Raw genomic sequence first — 18171 nt, forward strand, 5'->3', positions numbered from 1 at the left:
CCTGCTTAAGATTGGTGCGGAGCGATGGAAACCAGTTCGTAACCCTGCGCGGTCTGGCGGAAGCTGAAATCGGCTTCTGTTCCGACCGTTAAAGGTTGCAGATTATCTGCTGTGGGTAAGCTAAAGCTCATGGTCATCGGCGGCCAGTTAAGAGCTGGAATGGCCTGATGACTGATGAATACCCCTGCGGCGCTCCAGGTCTTAATTTTACCTTGGGACTGATAAATGGTTTCTACGGATGTACTCGATGCATCCGGTTGATACATATGCTGATGGGAATGCGGATCGGCTGAGAAAACGGCGGTAGGTAACACGAGGAAAAGGGTAGCAATAAGGATTTTCATGATTAACTCCAGACAATAAATAAACGCAAGGTGCCGCTGAATGACGGCATACAGGGGATATCAAGGTCTGGAGTTATTCTCTGAAACGACAGAAAACGATCTCCGTCGGAGGTCCGGCGATGGGAGGGGAATACCAATCGCTTTTTTGTATCACTTCATGGGTTTGAACCGCTGCGAGCCGCAGTTCGGTTTGTGGAAGTAAAGCGGCTAGCGCGATAACGCTGCCGTCTGGCTGCATCGAATCCGGCACGCAGTGTTTGTCACACAGCGCATTTTGCGCCTGACCGTGGGACATATCCATCGTCTGCCGAGTATGTTCCTGATGCTGAATAACCGCCGGTTTGTCGGACAGCATCAAATCGCAATGATGGCCAGCTACCGCAACTTGAGCATTAAGTATCAGCCAGAAAAATACCAACAGCAGCCCGCACATACGCTGGGTACTGGTGCGTATGCGGTGCATTAACTGGGGTATTCCTACGGACGCTGACATAGTTTTGCCTCAATGGGTGATGGGGCGAGTATAAAGATAAAACCCTAATTTTAGAAAGGTTAAATGACATGAGAGGGAAAGTTATTATTAGGTTAACTTATTATATTTTATAAAGTTATATTGTCGTGGCGATGAAGGGAGAGTGAACGCGTGGGGAAATATTTACCTTTCTTTAAGGTTTGTATGGAAGATAAGAGGAAGGCAGTAGGAAATCGGCGCCTGCCAGCAGACAGGCGCGGTGTATACGCAGCGATTACCAGGAATAACTGACGGTTGCGGTAGCAGTACGACCCGGAGCATAGAAGCAGGCGGAATCGGTTGAACAGGTTGCCACGTACTTCTTATCGGTGATGTTATTCAGGTTAACCTGTAGTGAGGTCCCTTTCAGCGTCGGAACTGCATTACCTAATTCGTAACGCATCATCCAGTCGTACACGGTAGACGCCGGTACTTTGAATGTGTTCTTTCTATCACCCCAACTGGTGCCCATATAACGTACGCCAGCACCGGTAGATAAACCACTCAGCACGCCTTCGTTAAAGGTATACATCCCCCACAGCGCCGCAGCGTGGTGTGGAATAGTGGGTGGCATTTTACCTTGCTCGCCAACGCGGGTTGTTTCGCGCACTTTAGCCGTGGTGTAGGTATAAGACGCGATGACATCAATATTATCGCTTAGCGCGCTTTTTAATTCGGTTTCCAAGCCTTGAGATTGAGTTTCCCCGATAGGAATGTCGTAGTTCAGCACCTGATCGCGCTGGCTGATGTTTTTCTGACGTAAATCATATAGAGCCGCAGTCAGCAAGGTTTGCGAACCCGGCGGTTGATATTTGATACCGGCTTCCACCTGACGAGCGGTAATAGGTTTCAGCGCTTCGTGACCCGGTGCGCCTTTACCCGTATTCGGCTCGAAGGAGGTGCTATAGCTGACGTAAGGTGAAATACCGGAATCAAAGGCGTACAGCACCGCTGCGCGACCGGTGAAGGCGTTATCATCCTGCTGCGTCTGTTTGCTGGTGACGCGGCTTAATGCTTTCATTTGCGACCAGTCATAGCGACCGGACAGCAATAGATTCCAGTTGCCATATTCGATTTGGTCTTGCAGATAAACGCCAACCTGATCCAGTTTATTCAGATCGTCATCGCTGACTCCCAGCGCGCTTTCCTGAATATTCAGACCATAAACCGGAGATACCCAGTCCAAATCGTATTTGCTGCCGCGATCCATCAGGAACTGGCTATCAATTCGGGTACGTTTGTAATCCAGCCCAGTTAATACCGTGTGGTTTAATTCACCGGTCCAGAAATCTGCCTGCAATTGGTTATCAAGCGAGAATTCGCCATATTGCTGTCTTTCGATTTGCGCACGGCGATTCATGGTGCGGTTGTCAGGCTGCATATCCAAAAATACCAGATAATTATAATGCTGCTTTATTTGGGTATAACGCAGATTCTGACGGAATTTAAAGGTGTCATTAATATAATGCTCGAAAGCATAACCGACGGAAGTTTGTTCACGCCATGATTGATCAAATGCGGGATCGCTGACGTTAAAATCACGCGGAATATAACCATACTGAGTCGCGGTCAGTAATCCTCTGGCCGGAAGGAAGTTACGTGAACCGGCTTCAGGCTCTCTTTGATAGCTGGTTAATAAGGTGAAGCTGGTATCTTCATTTGGTAAGAAAGTTATTGCCGGAGCAATGGCAAAACGTTCCTGCTTAAATGATTGCACCGCATCATCTTGAGTGCGGCCGATACCGTTCAGGCGATAAAGGACTTTCCCCTCGTCATCAAGGGCGCCACCAAAATCAAATGCCGCTTCGGCCAGTTTATTATTTCCGACGCGAGCCTGTACTTTATGGATACTTTCAGCGGTAGGGCGCTTGCTGACCATATTAATCAGGCCGCCTGGGTTAACCTGACCATATAAAACCGACGCCGGGCCACGGACGACTTCAACCCGTTCCAGCATCCAGGGATCGATTTGGCCAGCGCGACGCACGCCGCCGATGGAGCTATAGCTCAAACCATCGAGGAAACGAGGAACGGAGCCGAAACCGCGAATAGTCACTTCGTCATTCAGGTTGGAAGCGCCGCGATATTCAGAGATAACGCCAGCGGTATAACGCAATGCCTGAGCGACTGAGGTCGCATCTTGCGCCGCCATTTGCTCACGGGTAACAACGGAGATGGCCTGAGGTGTTTTAATCAGTGGAGTATCGGTTTTCGTCCCCGTGGAGCTATTGGTCGCTACAAAACCTGAATCTTCCTCCCCACTGCCCGCCTGTGCAACCACCACTAATTTATCTTCTTTCGGCGCATTGGCAGTTTTATTCGTCTCGGCCTGAGCGCCGAGAGACGGAATAAGAATAAGTGCAGAGGTAAATAGTAAAGTCTTAGAGGTAGAGCTGACGCGAAGCGGTAGTTTCCTTGGCATCAATTTGCCAGAAAGATCGAACATGATTTATCCCTTACCTAGAACACAATTAATAAAAATAAAAAGCGTGTTTGCGCAATCAGGGCTTAAGGTCACCCGGTATTACGTATTGTCAGGCTCGGCTGGGTATGTTCGCGCATTCCTGCCAAACCTTAACGCAGTGTCTCTAAGGCCATCCAATCCAGCCAAAATCAGTACATCGACGGTATTACCGCTTTATTTTTGTGCTAAGCGCCGCCAGTTTGCCTATGGGGTGAGCAAACTTAAGTTGATGTATTAGAGCGAATGCCAACTATGTTATTGCAAACACAAATAGTTCTCAATATTATTTGTGTTTGCTTGTATCCCTAAATATATATGAATCAATCTTTAGCCTGCCTAATGGTTTTCAGGACTGATACAGAAAGTTGAAACAGCGAGGGAAGGTTGTGAATGCAGTGAACAGTTATCCGGACAGCCAAAGCTTATTAAGCGATCCTCAGGCTGGCAGTGAGGCATGGTGGCAACAGGTCGCGCAGTGGGGCACTCCTCTGGTTGAACCTAGAGAGACAGATCGGGTAAAACTGACGTTTTTATGGCGAGACCCACAGGGAAACGCTCAGCAGTCTTCCCTCAACCGAGTTTATATTGATGTTAACGGTGTCACTGACCACCACAGTTTTACGCCTGAATGCCTAAAGCGCCTCGGTGATTCCGATGTGTGGTATTGGCAGACTGAGGTTGAGCCTGATTTTCGCGGTAGCTATAGCGTGATTCCGGTCAGCGCCAGCCAGTGTTTGCAACTGCCGGAAGGTAGCCATGAGCAGCGGCGCATGGCGCAGCGTAACTGGTGGATTTCTTTACTGGATCTGGCAGAAAGCGACCCGCTAAATCGAATTCGACCACATTACAGCAACCGTGGCACACCTCTCTCTGCAGTACATCTTCCCGCTTCACTTCCGCAGCCTGCTTGGAAAGACGTCGATGCTGGCAATCCGCCGCCAGTCGATCCGGCGCGTCTGCATAAGATCCTCTGGAACAGTAAGTTGCTCGGTAATAGTCGCAATATTTGGATCTATTCCACTGGGGAAACCGATCAACCGCAGGATCGTCCGTTGGCTATTTTGCTGGATGGGCAATATTGGGCGCAGGGGCAGCCGGTATTTGGCGTGTTGGATCGACAAACCGAGAGCGGCCAGCTCCCTCCCACCGTTTATGTGCTGATTGACGTTATCGATCAGCAGCATCGCGGGGAAGAGTTGCCTTGTAATCGGGAGTTCTGGTTGGCGATTCAGGCCGAACTTCTGCCGCTGGTGGCGCAGTATCAGCCTTTTAGTGGCCTGGCCTCACGCACTGTGGTTGCAGGGCAAAGTTATGGCGGCTTAGCCGCGCTGTATGCTGGGCTACATTGGCCGCAGCGCTTTGGCTGCGTACTCAGTCAGTCAGGTTCATTTTGGTGGCCGTGTATGGATGATTCCGCGCTGATGCCCGACGGCAACGCTGAAGTTGCCGGTTGGCTTACTCAGCAAGTTCAGCAAGGCGTGGGAGCCGATCATCAACTGGATATCTTTATGGAGGCAGGGCGCAGGGAAGACGTGATTTATCAGGTTAATCAGGAAATGCAGCATGCATTAGAGCAATCCCCTCACCGCGTAAACTGCCGCTTTTATTCTGGCGGGCATGATGCCGTGTGCTGGCGGGGCGGATTAATCGATGGTCTGCATTATTTACTCAATCTTAAAAATGACAGTAATTAATATGATGAATGAAGCCCAAGTGAACCCTTTTGATGATGAAAGCATTCCCTTTTTTGTGCTGATCAACGCTCAGCGCCAGTACAGCCTGTGGCCTGAAATCACTGCGATTCCCGCCGGTTGGGAACCGGTATTTGGTCCGGCGGTAAGGGAAGCCTGCGTACGCTATCTGGAAATGAACTGGACGGATATGCGCCCTCAGCGCCTGATGAATGCTCAACCGGAATAAAAACCTATCTCTTGTCATGTTGCATCTAGCAGCGCCTAAAACCCTTAAAAATGCTTTGTCAGGCGGTTTTTTCGCGCTGTAGATGCGTAACCGCTGACAGGCTGCGCCGAATGAGATAGCCCAGCATGACCGATGGACAGACGCCGGAATAACCGGATTCTTGATACTTGCCAAATAAGGAATTGTTGCCGTGTCAGAGGCTTTAACCCTAACTTTTTCGGCCGCGAACGAAAGCGAATTACCGCTGGTCGCAGCTCAACCGGGTATCTGGTTTGCCGATCAGATCGCGGTCCAAAATAACGCTTACGCTGTCGCGCATTATATCGAACTCCGTGGTCATCTCGATGTGGCACATTTTCAAGCCGCGCTCCGTCAGGGACTGGCCGAGGCCGATATTGTCCACGCCCGCTTTGGCACGGGTGATAACGGGCCGGTACAGTGGATTCCTCAGGCCATCGATCCTAAGCAGATCGCGCCTGCGGAAATATTGGATTGGCGAGATCGAAACGATGCCGCCCTCGCCGCTCAGGTTTTGATGGAAGCGGATCTTTTGGGAGCGGATCGTCCTGAATCTGCGAATGTTCCGGGTTATCGCCATCTGTTATTCCGAGTGAGTCCGGCGAAAGATCGGCCTGAAGGCGAAGAGCGCTGGTTGTGGTATCAGCGTTATCATCATTTAATGGTGGATGGCTTTAGTTTTACCGCATTAACGCGACGTATAGCTGAGATCTATACTGCGCTGGTGTCTGGATTGCCCGCAGGTGAAAATCCGTTTACCGCTTTTAGCGAAGTGGTGGCCGAATATCTGGCCTATCAAGGGTCGGAAGCGGAAGCTAAGGATCGTGAGTTCTGGTTACAGCACGCGGCGGAGCTGCCGGTGCCGGTTTGTCTGTCTTCCTCTGGGAAAAACAGCGGCGAACAGAATCTCTCTCCTTTGCCGCTGCGCTACCACTTCTCCACTGATATCCCCCAATTTTCGGCCATTACTGAAGCGGTAAAATCGCAGCGTCTATCTGCGGCGGATATGGCGATTGCCTTGGTGATGAGCTATTTGTATCGTATGAGCGGGCAACAGCATCTTTCCGTCGGTTTTCCATTTATGCGCCGAATGGGTTCTGTGGCTATTGGCGCGCTGGGGCCGGTGGTCAACGTGCTGCCGCTACAGGCGAAAATGCGCGACGATCTCACTCTGGCCGAAGTCGCGCGTAATCTGGCTCTAGAGCTGAAAACGCTGCGACGCCACCAGCGTTACGAAGCCGATCAACTGCGGCGCGATCTCGGAATGGTTGGTGCAGGGCAGGATTTGTATGGCCCAACCATTAATTTCAAACTGTTTGAATATCAGCTGAATTTTGCCGGTATTGATGGGATCACTCATCAAATGGCTTCTGGGCCGGTGGAGGATTTGGAGTTCAACCTGTATCTGGATGAAGGTCAGCTTAGCGTTGAGTTAACCGCTAATCCGGCGCGCTACGATATGGCCAGCCTGCGTTTACACGCTCAGCGTATTCAATATTTGATCCAACAGATCGCTCGCCAGCCAAATGTGGCGATCGGGCAACTGTCATTGATCGATCCGCAGGAACTGGCGGCTATCGTTCAATGGGCCAACGGACCGGCGATTTCCATGCCTGCCCGTGCGGTTTCGGTACTGGATATTTTCCATTCTCGCGTTACCCAGCAGCCGGAGGATTGCGCGGTAGCCTGCGGCGAGCATCGTCTTAGTTATCAGCAACTTTCGGTTAGAGTAGCGCAATTGGCGCGGGCGCTGATTGCTCGCGGCGTCGGTGCTGACGATGTGGTTGCGATAGGTTTGCCACGTTCGGTCGATTCTCTGGTGGCTATTTTAGGGGTGTTGGCGAGCGGCGCGGCCTATATGCCGCTTGATCTGGACTATCCGCTGGATCGACTGGAATTGATGTGCGATGACGCGCGTCCTTGCCTGTTATTAACTCATAACAGCATCCGTGAGCAATTGCCGCAACTCGCTGTGACGTTAAGCCTGGATGACGAGGTTTTCCGCAGCGAATGTGCGGCATTACCGACTCAACCTGTCGTTGACGCCGAACGGCGTGAAGCGCTCAGTGGTGCGCATCTGGCTTATATTATTTACACTTCTGGCTCCACGGGACGACCAAAAGGGGTGATGAGCACCCATGGCGGCCTGCTCAATCTGCTGGTGGCGCATGCCGATAATTTATACGGCCCGGCAATGGCGGAATTTGCTCGGCAGCATCGCCGCCGGATGCGTGCCGGACACACTGCGTCGTTTTCCTTCGATTCCTCCTGGGAACCCTTGTTCTGGATGATGATCGGCTGTGAGCTGTATATCTTCGACGAAGAAATGCGCCGCGACGCTTATTCATTGGTGCAAATGATGGATGAGATACCCATAGATACAATGGATATCACGCCGTCATTCTTCTCTCAAATGATCGACAGTGGTCTGCTGGAAAACGGGCGTCATCGTCCGGCCTTCATTATGATCGGTGGAGAAGCGGCCACGCCGCGCCTGTGGAATCTGCTTAAGCAACATCCGGAATTAAACGTTCATAACTATTATGGGCCATCGGAATACACCATTGACACCTTGGGAACCAGTACGCGAGTTTCCGATCAGCCAGTTATTGGCCGACCAGTCGCTAATACCGAAGTGTATCTGCTGAACAACAAGTTAGAGAGAGTGCCGGTTGGCGTGATGGGTGAGTTGTATATCGCCGGTGCCGGTTTGGCGCGCGGCTACCTGCGCCGCCCGGATCTGACGGCGGCGCGCTTTGTGGCGAATCCTTTCCGTGAGGGAGAGGTGATGTACCGCAGCGGCGACTTAATGCGCTGGACGCCGGAGGGACAGCTTGATTTCGTTGGCCGTATTGACCACCAGATTAAAGTGCGTGGCTTCCGCGTCGAATTAGGAGAAGTGGAAAATGCGCTGGTGGCATTGCCGCAGGTCAGCACGGCGGTGGTGATTGCCGAAGCTATTGGAGCTACCCACCGTTTAATCGGCTATTGCTCGGTACCAGATGCGGATCTGAATGCTAATCCGCAGCTTTCCAGCCAGTTACTGGAACAGCTTGCCGCGACCCTGCCAGACTATATGGTGCCAGCGGTGTTGGTGGTGTTAAATGAGTTGCCGCTAACGGTAAACGGTAAAATCGATCGTCAGGCGCTGCCTGCACCGGAACGCGCGGTGCAGCAAATTAGCCGTGCACCGCAAACGCCAGAAGAAACTCTGATTTGTCAGGCCACGGCCGATCTGCTGGGGTTGGAACAGGTTGGCGCGGATGATGATTTCTTCGCACTGGGCGGCGATAGTATTTCCGCTATGGCGTTGGGTACGGCACTGCGCCGGCAAGGTTATCAATTGCGTCCGCGAGATATTTTCTCTCAACGCACTCCGGCGCGAATGGCGCAGGCGTTGCAGCCTATGGGCGAGAGGGCACCGGGTAAACCGACGGCAGAAGGTAAACTGCCAGACACGGTAATGGCCGCGGTCACGGAGAAATACGGTGCTGTCAGCGCGGTGCTGCCAGTATTGCCGCTGCAACAAGGTTTGCTGTTCCACGCCCAGCTAGGTCGTGAGGCGAATAACTACAACGCAATGAGCCGTTTTGAGCTGGAAGGGCCGTTGGATGCTGACCGCCTGCGCGGCGCGTTGGAGCTGTTGCTGGTTCGCTATCCACAGTTGGCGGCGATCTTTGACACTGAATTGCACAGTGAGCCGCTGCAAATTCTGCCGACGATCGATACAACTCAAATGAATGTGCCGTGGCGAGTGCTGGATCTGTCAGAAATGACGGCGGATCGGCAGGCCGTGGAGTTCCATAATCTGGAACGTAGCTTGCTCGCGAAAGATTTGATCGCCGCCAGCCCGTGTCCGTTATTGGAAGCGGTACTGGTGCGCTATACCGCCGATCGTCACGCATTGATCCTGGTTGCTCATCACCTGATCGGTGACGGCTGGTCATCTTCGATCATGCTGCATGATCTACTGCATGCTTACGGCAATCTGCCGTTGGCACCACTGAAAGTTAGCTACGGTTCGCTAATCAATCAAATGACGCAGCGAGATCTTCAGCAGGATCGTCAGATCTGGCAACAGGCGATGCTGGGCGCAACGCCCTCGATTCTTTACCCTGAAGCTAACTCATCAGGTCCGGTTCGGGAGTTGGCGGTGGAGTTAGGCTGCGAGCTGACGGCGGGATTGGTCGCTTTGCTGCGTCGGGAAGGTTTGACGCTGAACACCCTGTTACAAGGGGTTTGGGGGACTTTACTGGGCGCACTGAGTGGCCGCAACGATGTGGTATTCGGTTCGCCGGTATCCGGCCGCTATGCGGAAGTGGAAGGTATTGAGCAACATATAGGTTTGTTCAGTAATACCATTCCGGTCAGAGTTAAATTACAGCCAAATCTGCCATTACTCGCGCAACTAAACGCGTTGCAACAGCAGCAAATTCAGCTGTTGGAGCATGATGGGCTCGGGTTGGGGGAAATTCAGCGCCTGGCCGGTGCTAACACGCTGTTTGATACGCTGTTAGTCGTAGAGAACTATCCTGAAAACAGTAAGTTACATCAACAGGCATTCCACGGCCTGCGTTGCGCCGGTCTAAATAACCGTGGCTATACACACTATCCGTTGGCGCTGCTGGCGCTACCGGGGGAAAAACTGCAGTTGCAGTTGGAATATCGCGATGTGGTACAAGATCCACAGCGGGTGGCACAACGTTTGGTTATGTTGCTGGAATATCTGGTTTATCAGCCGGAATTACCGGTGTCAGCGCTGGATCTGCAAACGCCGGATGAGAAAGCCCTGCTAGCCGAAATCAATAATACCGGCGTAGCGCTACCGGCGGTGACGCTGTGTGACCTGATGGTTCAGCAGGCGCAGGAAACGCCGCTGTATCTGGCGCTATTGGATATCCATCAGCAGCTAAATTATCAACAGGTTCGTGAAAAAGTGACCGCGTTGGCCGCTCATCTACAGCGGCAGGGCGTGCGCGCCGGCGATCGAGTGGCGGTCGCCTTACCACGCTCGGTGGATCTCAGTCTATCGCTGATGGCGATACTGGAAGCCGGTGCGGCTTACTTGCCATTGGATACCGGTTATCCGGACGATCGTTTGGCTTACATGATCCAGGACGCCCGGCCACGCTTAATTATAACTCTCAGCGATCTGGCGGAGCGCTTCGCCGGTCAGGGGGGGTTGTTATTACTGGATCGGTTAGCTCAGCCTTGGCCTGCGGCGCAGGATTTTGTCGCGCCTTCTATCACCCCCGATCATCCGGCCTATCTGATTTATACCTCGGGATCGACCGGTCGGCCAAAAGGCGTAGTGGTTTCTCACGGTGCCATCGTTAACCGACTGTTGTGGATGCAAAATGAGTATCCATTAGGCAGTGATGACGTGGTATTGCAGAAAACCCCTTGTAGCTTCGACGTATCGGTGTGGGAGTTCTTCTGGCCGATGATTACTGGAGCCAGATTGGTTATGGCTCCGCCGGAGGCTCATCGCGATCCGGAAGCGCTGCGGGCGATCGTGGAAGATTACGACGTGACAACCGCTCATTTTGTGCCTTCCATGCTGGCTGCTTTTGTCAGCGCCATGAGCGGGCAGGGACGAACCTGCACCAGCCTGCGTCGGGTATTCTGCAGTGGTGAAGCGCTTTCCCGCGAACTGTCAGAGTTGTATCAACAAAGTTTCTCTGCGCCGTTACATAATCTGTACGGGCCTACGGAAGCCGCGGTGGACGTCACTTATCAACCGGCTTACGGCGCGGATCTGGCGCGGATCACTGGCAATAGTGTGCCGATCGGTAAACCGGTATGGAACACTGAGCTGCGTATTCTCGATCATCTATTGCGACCGGTTCCTGTGGGTGTGGCGGGCGATCTTTATCTGTGCGGCGTGCAGTTGGCGCAGGGATACTATGCGCGTCCGGATCTGACCGCCAGCCGCTTCGTTGCCGATCCTTTCGATTGCGGTCAGCGAATGTATCGCACTGGCGATATTGCCCGTTGGTTGGCTAACGGCGAGGTGGAATATCTGGGACGTAGCGACGATCAGTTGAAAATTCGCGGTCAACGCATCGAACTGGGTGAGATCGAATCTGCGCTGTTGGAATTACCGCAGGTGCAGCAAGCGGTGGTGGTAGCTCGCACGCTGGTCGGGTCTGAAGGCGTTCTGGCCGGTGCCGACAGCCGTCAACTGGTGGGCTATATCGTACCGACTGCCGGACAGATGGAAGTCGATACCGAAGTCCTGCGTAATGCGTTAACTGAGCGTTTACCTGCTCATATGGTGCCGGTGGTTATCGTGAGTCTGGAGGCCTTCCCACTCAGCGCCAACGGAAAGCTGGATCGCAAAGCCTTGCCAGCACCGGCTAGCCAGTCAGATAACGGCGGGCGAGCTCCGGCTGAAGGATTGGAAACCCGAATTGCGGAAATGTTTGCCAGCCTGCTTGGGGTAGATTCCGTGGGCGCGGATACCGACTTCTTTGCTGCCGGTGGCCATTCTCTGTTAGCCATGCGTTTAGCGGCAGATTTGCGCCGTGAATTGAAACAGCCAGTAGCCGTGGGTCAGGTAATGGTTGCTTCTACGGTTGCTGGTCTGGCAGCGGCGCTGAGCCAGCCACAGTCACAAAACCAGAATGAAATCGGTTTTGGCGAAGTGATGACATTGCGACAAGGCTCCGGTGCGTCATTGTTCTGTGTGCATCCGGCTTCAGGTTTTGCTTGGCAGTTCAGCCAGTTACCGCGTTATCTGTCAGGTAAATGGCCGGTTCTGGGGCTGCAATCGCCGCGTCCCGGCGGCGCTATCGCCGAATGCGCCAACATGGATGAAATGTGCGAACAGCATCTGGCAACGCTACGCCGCATTCAGCCTACGGGGCCTTATCATTTAATGGGTTATTCATTGGGCGGCACCATTGCTCAGGGTATGGCGGTAAAATTGCAGGAACAGGGCGAGGAAGTGGCATTCCTCGGTTTACTCGATACTTACCCGCCTGAAACTCAGGACTGGAATGCGCCAATTGAAGCCGAAGCATTGGCTGAAGTGGAACGTGAGCGTGAGCTATTTATGGCGGCTACCGGCGATGAGCTGGAAGAAAAGCGTAAAATGTTCGATCAGATTCAGGCTAACTATGACGATTCGGTTGGCCTGTTATCTGCGGCTACCACGGCGGTTTATCACGGCGAAACCACGCTGTTTGTGGCGACGCAAACCCAGCCTGAAGGTGAAACACCGGCAGAGATCTGGGCTCCGTATGTGAAGAATCTGCGTACTTTTGAGCTTGATTGTTCCCATATCACCATGATGTCGCCGGAAACGCTCAAAGTGCTGGGTCCCTTGCTAAACCAATTGCTGAGTGACATCGGCAGTTTGGGAAAATAAGCGTGACTGCTAACCGTAACAGACTGCCGTAACTCATAAACATCAGGCCAGCGAATATGCTGGCCTGAATATTTTCTATCTTTAGCTAACGACTATTTTAACCAGAGGATTTATCAGTGAGTCACTGCTTTTTTCTGTTGTTTCTCAGCCACTGGTTATTCAATCTTCTTCGGCAATTTTGCGAGCAATGCTGCCATAAAATCTGCTGGCATCTGGTGTTTAGGTTCTGATTTCTTCGCCACTTTAGCCAACTGCGCAGCCGCCAGATTGGCAATATCCTCCTTACTGGCCGGCTTTATCTCTGTTGGGACATATTTGGCCTTCACTGGCGCGGAGAACATCGGAGGCGGCGGAGGCGGAGGAATCACACCGTTTTGAAAGCTAACATTCACTGGAGCAATAGGTGCCGCTATCGGAGCCGCAGGTGCAAGTTCCTGACGTTTAATCGGAGGCGGAGCATCTGTCACTTTTACCGACTTAAGTTTGTTGATAAAACTGTCAAATGGTTGCCCTTCTGCTTCCATTTTGAGCTTCATGACATCCAGAATAGAGACTCTTTTGGACATGGGGGCTGCCGGGGCTTCGCCGTTAGCGGATTGGCGCACATTTAGGTTGGAACGGAAAGAGCCGTCAGTTTGATCAGCGGTAGTTTTTGGGCGGGGAAAAAATTGAGACGAGGCGCTATTCCGCACGCCGGTAAAACTCTGAGAGAGTTTTCCCATTCCGCTGGAGCGGCTTTCTGTCTCGGGTTTATTATTCAGTTGGTTAAAAAATGCAAGTCGGCTACTGAAGGCGCTTGATGTTATCTGTGGCATAGGTTCTTCCTAATTGATAATTACCATGAATTAAATGGATTCCATCAATGATATGCGCGACATACGCTCAAAATTTGTATAAATAGCCTATGGGAAAAAATATATTTCCCATAGGAATCCATTTTGCCCCCAACTTTGCCATTTCAGCGCCAAATGAACCTATTTATCCTTTATTCTTCACTCGCCCCTTGGGAATAACCAGTGGGGTATGGGAAACCGGATCTTCAATAATCAGACAAGGCATCCCGAATACTTTTTCCACCAGCTCAGCGGTAATGACCTCGCGCGGTGCGCCTTCTGTCACCACCTGACCATCGCGCATGGCAATAATATGGGTGGCGTAGCGGCAGGCGTGGTTCAGATCGTGCAATACGGCCACCAGCGTGTGCTGGCGTTCGCGGTTCAGATCGCTGAATAACTCCAGTAATTCAATCTGATGAGCAATATCCAGATAGGTGGTTGGCTCATCCAAGAGCAACAGCGGTGTTTGCTGCGCCAAAACCATAGCGATCCAGACCCGCTGACGCTGTCCGCCGGACAGTGCATCAACCGTGCGATCGGCTAGCTCGCTAACGCCGGTGGCCTGCATTGCTTCGAGTACCGCGAGTTTGTCCGCCTGTGTCCACTGCTGGAGCAGTTTTTGGTGCGGATAACGACCTCGGGCGACCAGATCCATGACCGTGATACCGTCCGGCGCCAGTGAGGTTTGCGGCAGTAGCCCGAGGTGGCGAGCCACATGTTTAGTGTCATAGCGGGCGATATTTTTCCCGTCGAGAATTACCTCGCCAGCCTGAGGTTTTAGTAAGCGGCTTAGCGCCCGCAGTAGGGTAGATTTGCCGCAGGCGTTTGGACCGACAATGACGGTGAATTCGCCGTCGGGGATAGAAACGTTCAGGTTTTCACTGATGATCTTCCCTTCGTAACCTAAGGTTACGGCTTTGGCTCGCAGGCGGTTTTCGGCGGTGTTTACAGGGTTAGCATACAGATTACTCATGATCGGCGGGACTCGCGAATTAGAAGCCAAATAAGGTACAGCCCGCCGATGCTGATGGTCACCACGCCCACCGGTAGCTGATTAGGTGAAAACAGATGCTGGGCGCACAAATCGGCGGCAGCCAGCAGCAACGCTCCCATCAAAGCAGAAGGAATGAGCGTGACCGAAGGCGTACCGGTCAGGCGGCGGGCAATCTGTGGGGCGGCCAGGGCAATAAATGAAATTGGCCCGGCGGCGGCGGTGACCGCTGCCATCAAAATAACCCCAATTGCCATTAGCCCGAGCCGGGTTTTTTCAACGGGAATGCCCAAGGCGCCGGCGGCATCGTCACCCATTTCTAGCAGCGGAATACGGCGGCTAAGCAACGCCACCAGCATCGTAGCCAATAAAATGAATAGGCTCGAAGGTGCGGCTTTGGCCCAGGTGATGCCGTTCAGCGAACCGGCTCCCCAGGCTGCTGCGCTGAGAGCCGCTTCCAGCGAGGCGGTAATGGTTAGCCAGGTATTAAATGCCGTCAGCATTGCACCGACCGCAATCCCGACGATAATTAGCCTGAATCCTTGTATTCCCTGACGGTAAGCCAGTAAATACACTGCCGCAGCGGCAAGCAAACCGCCGCCTAAGGCGCTGCTGGCAATCTCAAAATAGCTGCCATTGAACAGAATAATAGCCACCAGTGCGCCAGTATAAGCACCGGAGTTAAAACCAATAATATCAGGGCTACCCAAAGGGTTGCGGATCATCGATTGGAACAAAGCGCCGCTGATGCCTAGCGCTGCTCCGAAAATTAGCGCCATAACCGCTCGCGGTAGCCGCCACTGAATGACGATGGTATTGATATAACCGTTGGCCTGACCAAACAGAGCGCTAACCACCTGATTGGTCGAGAGTTTTAGCGTGCCGAAAGTTAACGCTAGCGCGCCCAATATCAGGCAGGCCAGCAGCAACAGGGCGCAGGTCAACAAACTGCGTGGACGCACGCGCAGATTTATCCGGCCGTCACTGTGGCCAATAATCCAAGGTTGAGTGATTGATTTCACAGGGCGGTCATCCTTGCGTTACGGCGTACTAATCCTATTAACAGCGGCGCGCCGATAAAGGCGGTAACGATGGAAACTCGCAGCTCACCAGGAACCAGAAAACGGCCGACAATATCGGAGAACAGCAGCAAGATAGGCGTCATCACCAGCGTAAAAGGCAGAATCCAGCATTGATTGGGGCCGACCAACCAACGGGCGATATGCGGCACCATCAGGCCAACAAAGGCGATAGGGCCGACGGCTGCGGTAGCTGCGCCGCACAGCAGAGTTACGGCAACGACTGACCAGAATTGAGTACGGCCAATATGCGCACCTAAAGCTGCCGCCAGATCTTCTCCCATATGCATGGCGTTCAACGGACGCGCCAGCAATAGACTGATTAAGGTGCCGACTACGATCGGCAACGTGACTGCGGTAACCACTGACATATTGCGAATATCCAGCGAGCCTGCTTGCCAGAATCGGACGCTGTCGTAAACCGTGGGGTGAGTCAGAGAGATGCCGGAGGAAATTCCGGTGAGAACCGCGCCAATAGCGACGCCAGATAAAGTCAGGCGCAACGGATTCACACCGCCGGCTCCCAAGGTTCCGACCCAATAAACCAATAGCGTGGTAAGCATTGCACCGACAAACGCAAAAATCATATAGCCGCTGATGGCGTTAGCCCCAAAAACGGTAATGCCGATAATAACGGCAAAACTGGCTCCGGCATTGACGCCGAGAATACCAGGATCGGCCAGCGGGTTGCGAGTCAGTGCCTGAATAATTGCGCCCGAAAGCCCCAAAGCCGCTCCGGCCAATACGCCAATCAGCGTGCGAGGTAAACGGGATTCCAAAATCAGGGTACTGTCTTGCCCACTGTGTTCCCCCAGCAAGCTGCGCCATACCACGTCTAGAGGAATGGCTTTGGCACCGAACATCAGGCTACAGGCCATGATAATCAGCAGTAGAGTGAGGCAAAGAAATAAACCGAATACACGACGACGGTCGTTAGAGAAGCGGCCCGATTGGCTAGCCGCAACGGGTATGTTGAGTGTCTTATCAAGGGACATAACGATTCTTCTTTAATAAAATGATTATTGTTATCGTTTTGATTATCATTATTATTTGTTTGCGCTATGTTAGCACGAGTCATTATTGGATTACATCAGCAAAATTCTGCGAGTATCCGCGTGACAATACACTTTTTTCGGTCAATAGGGCCATGTCCGGCAGCATTTCTGTCGACATTAATGGATTAGATAATCATGGCAAAGTCACCCATTCTTTTGGATTTCAGCCTGTTAAAGAACAATGCAAATTTTCGGGCGGTATTTATTGCTCGCCTGATCTCGGTATTAGGCTTGGGGATGCTTACCGTTGCGGTGCCGGTACAAATCCAGGCGATGACCGGCTCCACCCTGCAGGTAGGGTTAGCCGTCACGTTAGATGGCTTGGGCATGTTTATTGGTCTGCTGTTGGGCGGTGTATTGGCCGATCGTCTCGATCGACGTCGTTTGATTTTATTCGCTCGTTTTACCTGCGGTTTGGGTTTTGTTGGTCTGAGTATAAACGCTTTTGCCGCCACGCCTTCACTGTGGGTGCTGTACGTGCTGGCAACTTGGGACGGTTTTTTCGGCGCTTTGGGCATGACGGCGTTAATGGCGGCTACGCCATCGCTGGTTGGACGTGAAAATCTGGCGGCGGCGGGCGGTTTGAGTATGCTGACCGTGCGTTTGGGGTCAATTCTTTCACCGGCTATTGGCGGTCTGATTATTGTTTACGGCGGAGTGGGTTGGAACTACGGTATTGCGGCTGCGGGTACGATGCTGACGCTGCTGCCGCTGTTGCGTTTACCGCAGATGAAACCGACGGTGACGCAGCATGAACACCCGCTGCGTGCTTTGGCCAGCGGTATTTCCTTCGTATTGAGCAATAAAGTGGTTGGCTCGGTCGTGTTGTTGGGGACATTGGTAAGCATGGTCGGAGCGATTCGCGTGCTGTTCCCTGCGCTGGCTGAAAATACTTATCACGTTGGTGCCTCGCAGATTGGGATTATGTATTCGGTAGTGCCGTTAGGGGCGACTATCGGAGCCTTTACTAGCGGTTGGGTCGCGGAGGTTCGCCGTCCCGGTTTGGTGTTGATGTATGCGTCTATAGCGGCATTTTTATCTATCGCAACGCTGGGTTTGACTAATAATTTCTATCTGGCATTACCGGGGCTGCTGTTGTATGGCTATCTGGGTTCGATCAGCGGATTGCTGCAATATACTTTGGTTCAAAGTCATACACCGGACGCATTACTGGGGCGAGTTAATAGTCTGTGGAATGTGCAGTTTGTTACCGGTGAGTCTTTGGGCGCATTGGGATTAGGTTTGCTGGCGCGTTTGATGACACCGGCTTTAGCTGCGTTGTCCTATGGGGTCGCTGCTGCGGGTTTAGGGGCGGTTATTGCGGTTTGCGTCCAGCCTTTGCGTCAGGCTTCGATGGGGAGTGCTGAGCAAGAGGACGTGAAGATGAGTGTAGAGGAAACGAAAGAGAATTAATTTTTGTTTGCTTACCTTGTGATAGCGGCCGCGGGGCGGGGGCAAGGGGTTGGTATTCGATTGGTGAATATCTCACCTCAACAGCCTCAATCGAGTTAAGGCTCGTAAGCGCGAGCCTTAACAATCCGCGCCTCCGCACGTATCGCCTGCCCACTAAGTGGGTTCCCT

11 protein-coding genes are annotated in these 18171 nt (G+C 52.6%); 4 read left to right on the top strand and 7 right to left on the bottom strand.

The features are described from left to right. Window positions 1-5 precede the first annotated feature (5 nt). The 3 genes from DBA33_RS05115 to DBA33_RS05125 form a co-directional block, all read right to left on the bottom strand. Window positions 6-344, bottom strand: coding sequence for a copper-binding protein (locus DBA33_RS05115; protein WP_064515126.1), 339 nt, complete (start codon window positions 342-344; stop codon window positions 6-8). 73 nt (window positions 345-417) lie between these two features. Continuing rightward, window positions 418-807 carry a hypothetical protein gene (locus tag DBA33_RS05120; protein ID WP_179207945.1) on the bottom strand — a complete coding sequence of 130 codons (390 nt, stop codon included), beginning with the start codon at window positions 805-807 and terminating at the stop codon, window positions 418-420. A gap of 283 nt (window positions 808-1090) precedes the next feature. Next, window positions 1091-3301, bottom strand: a complete 2211-nt coding sequence (locus tag DBA33_RS05125) for a TonB-dependent siderophore receptor (protein ID WP_120805776.1) — start codon at window positions 3299-3301, stop codon at window positions 1091-1093. A 404-nt stretch (window positions 3302-3705) separates the two neighbouring features. Between DBA33_RS05125 and fes the strand changes: the two genes are divergently transcribed. From fes to DBA33_RS05140, 3 genes are all read left to right on the top strand, one after another. Next, entirely contained in the window at window positions 3706-5013 is a 1308-nt protein-coding gene (gene fes, locus DBA33_RS05130) for an enterochelin esterase (protein WP_064515121.1), read from the top strand. A 4-nt stretch (window positions 5014-5017) separates the two neighbouring features. Continuing rightward, complete coding sequence (locus DBA33_RS05135) at window positions 5018-5239, top strand: MbtH family NRPS accessory protein (protein WP_064518374.1); 222 nt, start codon at window positions 5018-5020, stop codon at window positions 5237-5239. Between the two features lie 190 nt (window positions 5240-5429). After that, entirely contained in the window at window positions 5430-12629 is a 7200-nt protein-coding gene (locus tag DBA33_RS05140; RefSeq protein ID WP_120805778.1) for a non-ribosomal peptide synthetase, read from the top strand. A gap of 155 nt (window positions 12630-12784) precedes the next feature. Here DBA33_RS05140 and DBA33_RS05145 read toward each other — a convergent pair whose 3' ends face one another. The 4 genes from DBA33_RS05145 to fepD form a co-directional block, all read right to left on the bottom strand. Then, the gene (locus DBA33_RS05145; RefSeq protein WP_064515117.1) at window positions 12785-13444 is read right to left on the bottom strand and encodes a hypothetical protein; all 660 of its coding nucleotides are present in this window, start codon (window positions 13442-13444) and stop codon (window positions 12785-12787) included. Window positions 13445-13607: 163 nt separating this feature from the next. Then, window positions 13608-14438 carry an ATP-binding cassette domain-containing protein gene (locus tag DBA33_RS05150; protein ID WP_064515115.1) on the bottom strand — a complete coding sequence of 277 codons (831 nt, stop codon included), beginning with the start codon at window positions 14436-14438 and terminating at the stop codon, window positions 13608-13610. Then, a complete protein-coding gene (gene fepG, locus DBA33_RS05155) occupies window positions 14435-15478 on the bottom strand; it encodes an iron-enterobactin ABC transporter permease (protein WP_064515113.1) in 1044 nt (347 codons plus the stop codon). The genes DBA33_RS05150 and fepG overlap by 4 nt, the downstream gene beginning before the upstream one ends. Continuing rightward, on the bottom strand, window positions 15475-16530 hold the full coding sequence (gene fepD, locus DBA33_RS05160; RefSeq protein ID WP_084414320.1) for a Fe(3+)-siderophore ABC transporter permease: 1056 nt from the start codon (window positions 16528-16530) through the stop codon (window positions 15475-15477). The genes fepG and fepD overlap by 4 nt, the downstream gene beginning before the upstream one ends. Before the next feature lie 195 nt (window positions 16531-16725). Here fepD and entS point away from each other — a divergent pair, with 195 nt between their 5' ends. Further along, window positions 16726-18003, top strand: coding sequence for an enterobactin transporter EntS (gene entS / locus DBA33_RS05165; protein ID WP_120805782.1), 1278 nt, complete (start codon window positions 16726-16728; stop codon window positions 18001-18003). The last annotated feature ends 168 nt before the right edge of the window (window positions 18004-18171 follow it).

This window comes from Yersinia sp. IP36721 (genome assembly GCF_003634395.1).
GTDB classification, from domain to species: domain Bacteria; phylum Pseudomonadota; class Gammaproteobacteria; order Enterobacterales; family Enterobacteriaceae; genus Yersinia; species Yersinia entomophaga.

Excerpts from the sequence above, each read along its gene's own strand:
- DBA33_RS05135 (WP_064518374.1), top strand. The coding sequence starts at position 5,018 with ATGAATGAAGCCCAAGTGAACCCTTTTGATGATGAAAGCATTCCCTTT.
- entS (WP_120805782.1), top strand. The coding sequence starts at position 16,726 with ATGGCAAAGTCACCCATTCTTTTGGATTTCAGCCTGTTAAAGAACAAT.
- fepD (WP_084414320.1), bottom strand. The coding sequence starts at position 16,530 with ATGTCCCTTGATAAGACACTCAACATACCCGTTGCGGCTAGCCAATCG.
- DBA33_RS05150 (WP_064515115.1), bottom strand. The coding sequence starts at position 14,438 with ATGAGTAATCTGTATGCTAACCCTGTAAACACCGCCGAAAACCGCCTG.
- DBA33_RS05145 (WP_064515117.1), bottom strand. The coding sequence starts at position 13,444 with ATGCCACAGATAACATCAAGCGCCTTCAGTAGCCGACTTGCATTTTTT.
- DBA33_RS05120 (WP_179207945.1), bottom strand. The coding sequence starts at position 807 with ATGCACCGCATACGCACCAGTACCCAGCGTATGTGCGGGCTGCTGTTG.
- DBA33_RS05125 (WP_120805776.1), bottom strand. The coding sequence starts at position 3,301 with ATGTTCGATCTTTCTGGCAAATTGATGCCAAGGAAACTACCGCTTCGC.
- DBA33_RS05115 (WP_064515126.1), bottom strand. The coding sequence starts at position 344 with ATGAAAATCCTTATTGCTACCCTTTTCCTCGTGTTACCTACCGCCGTT.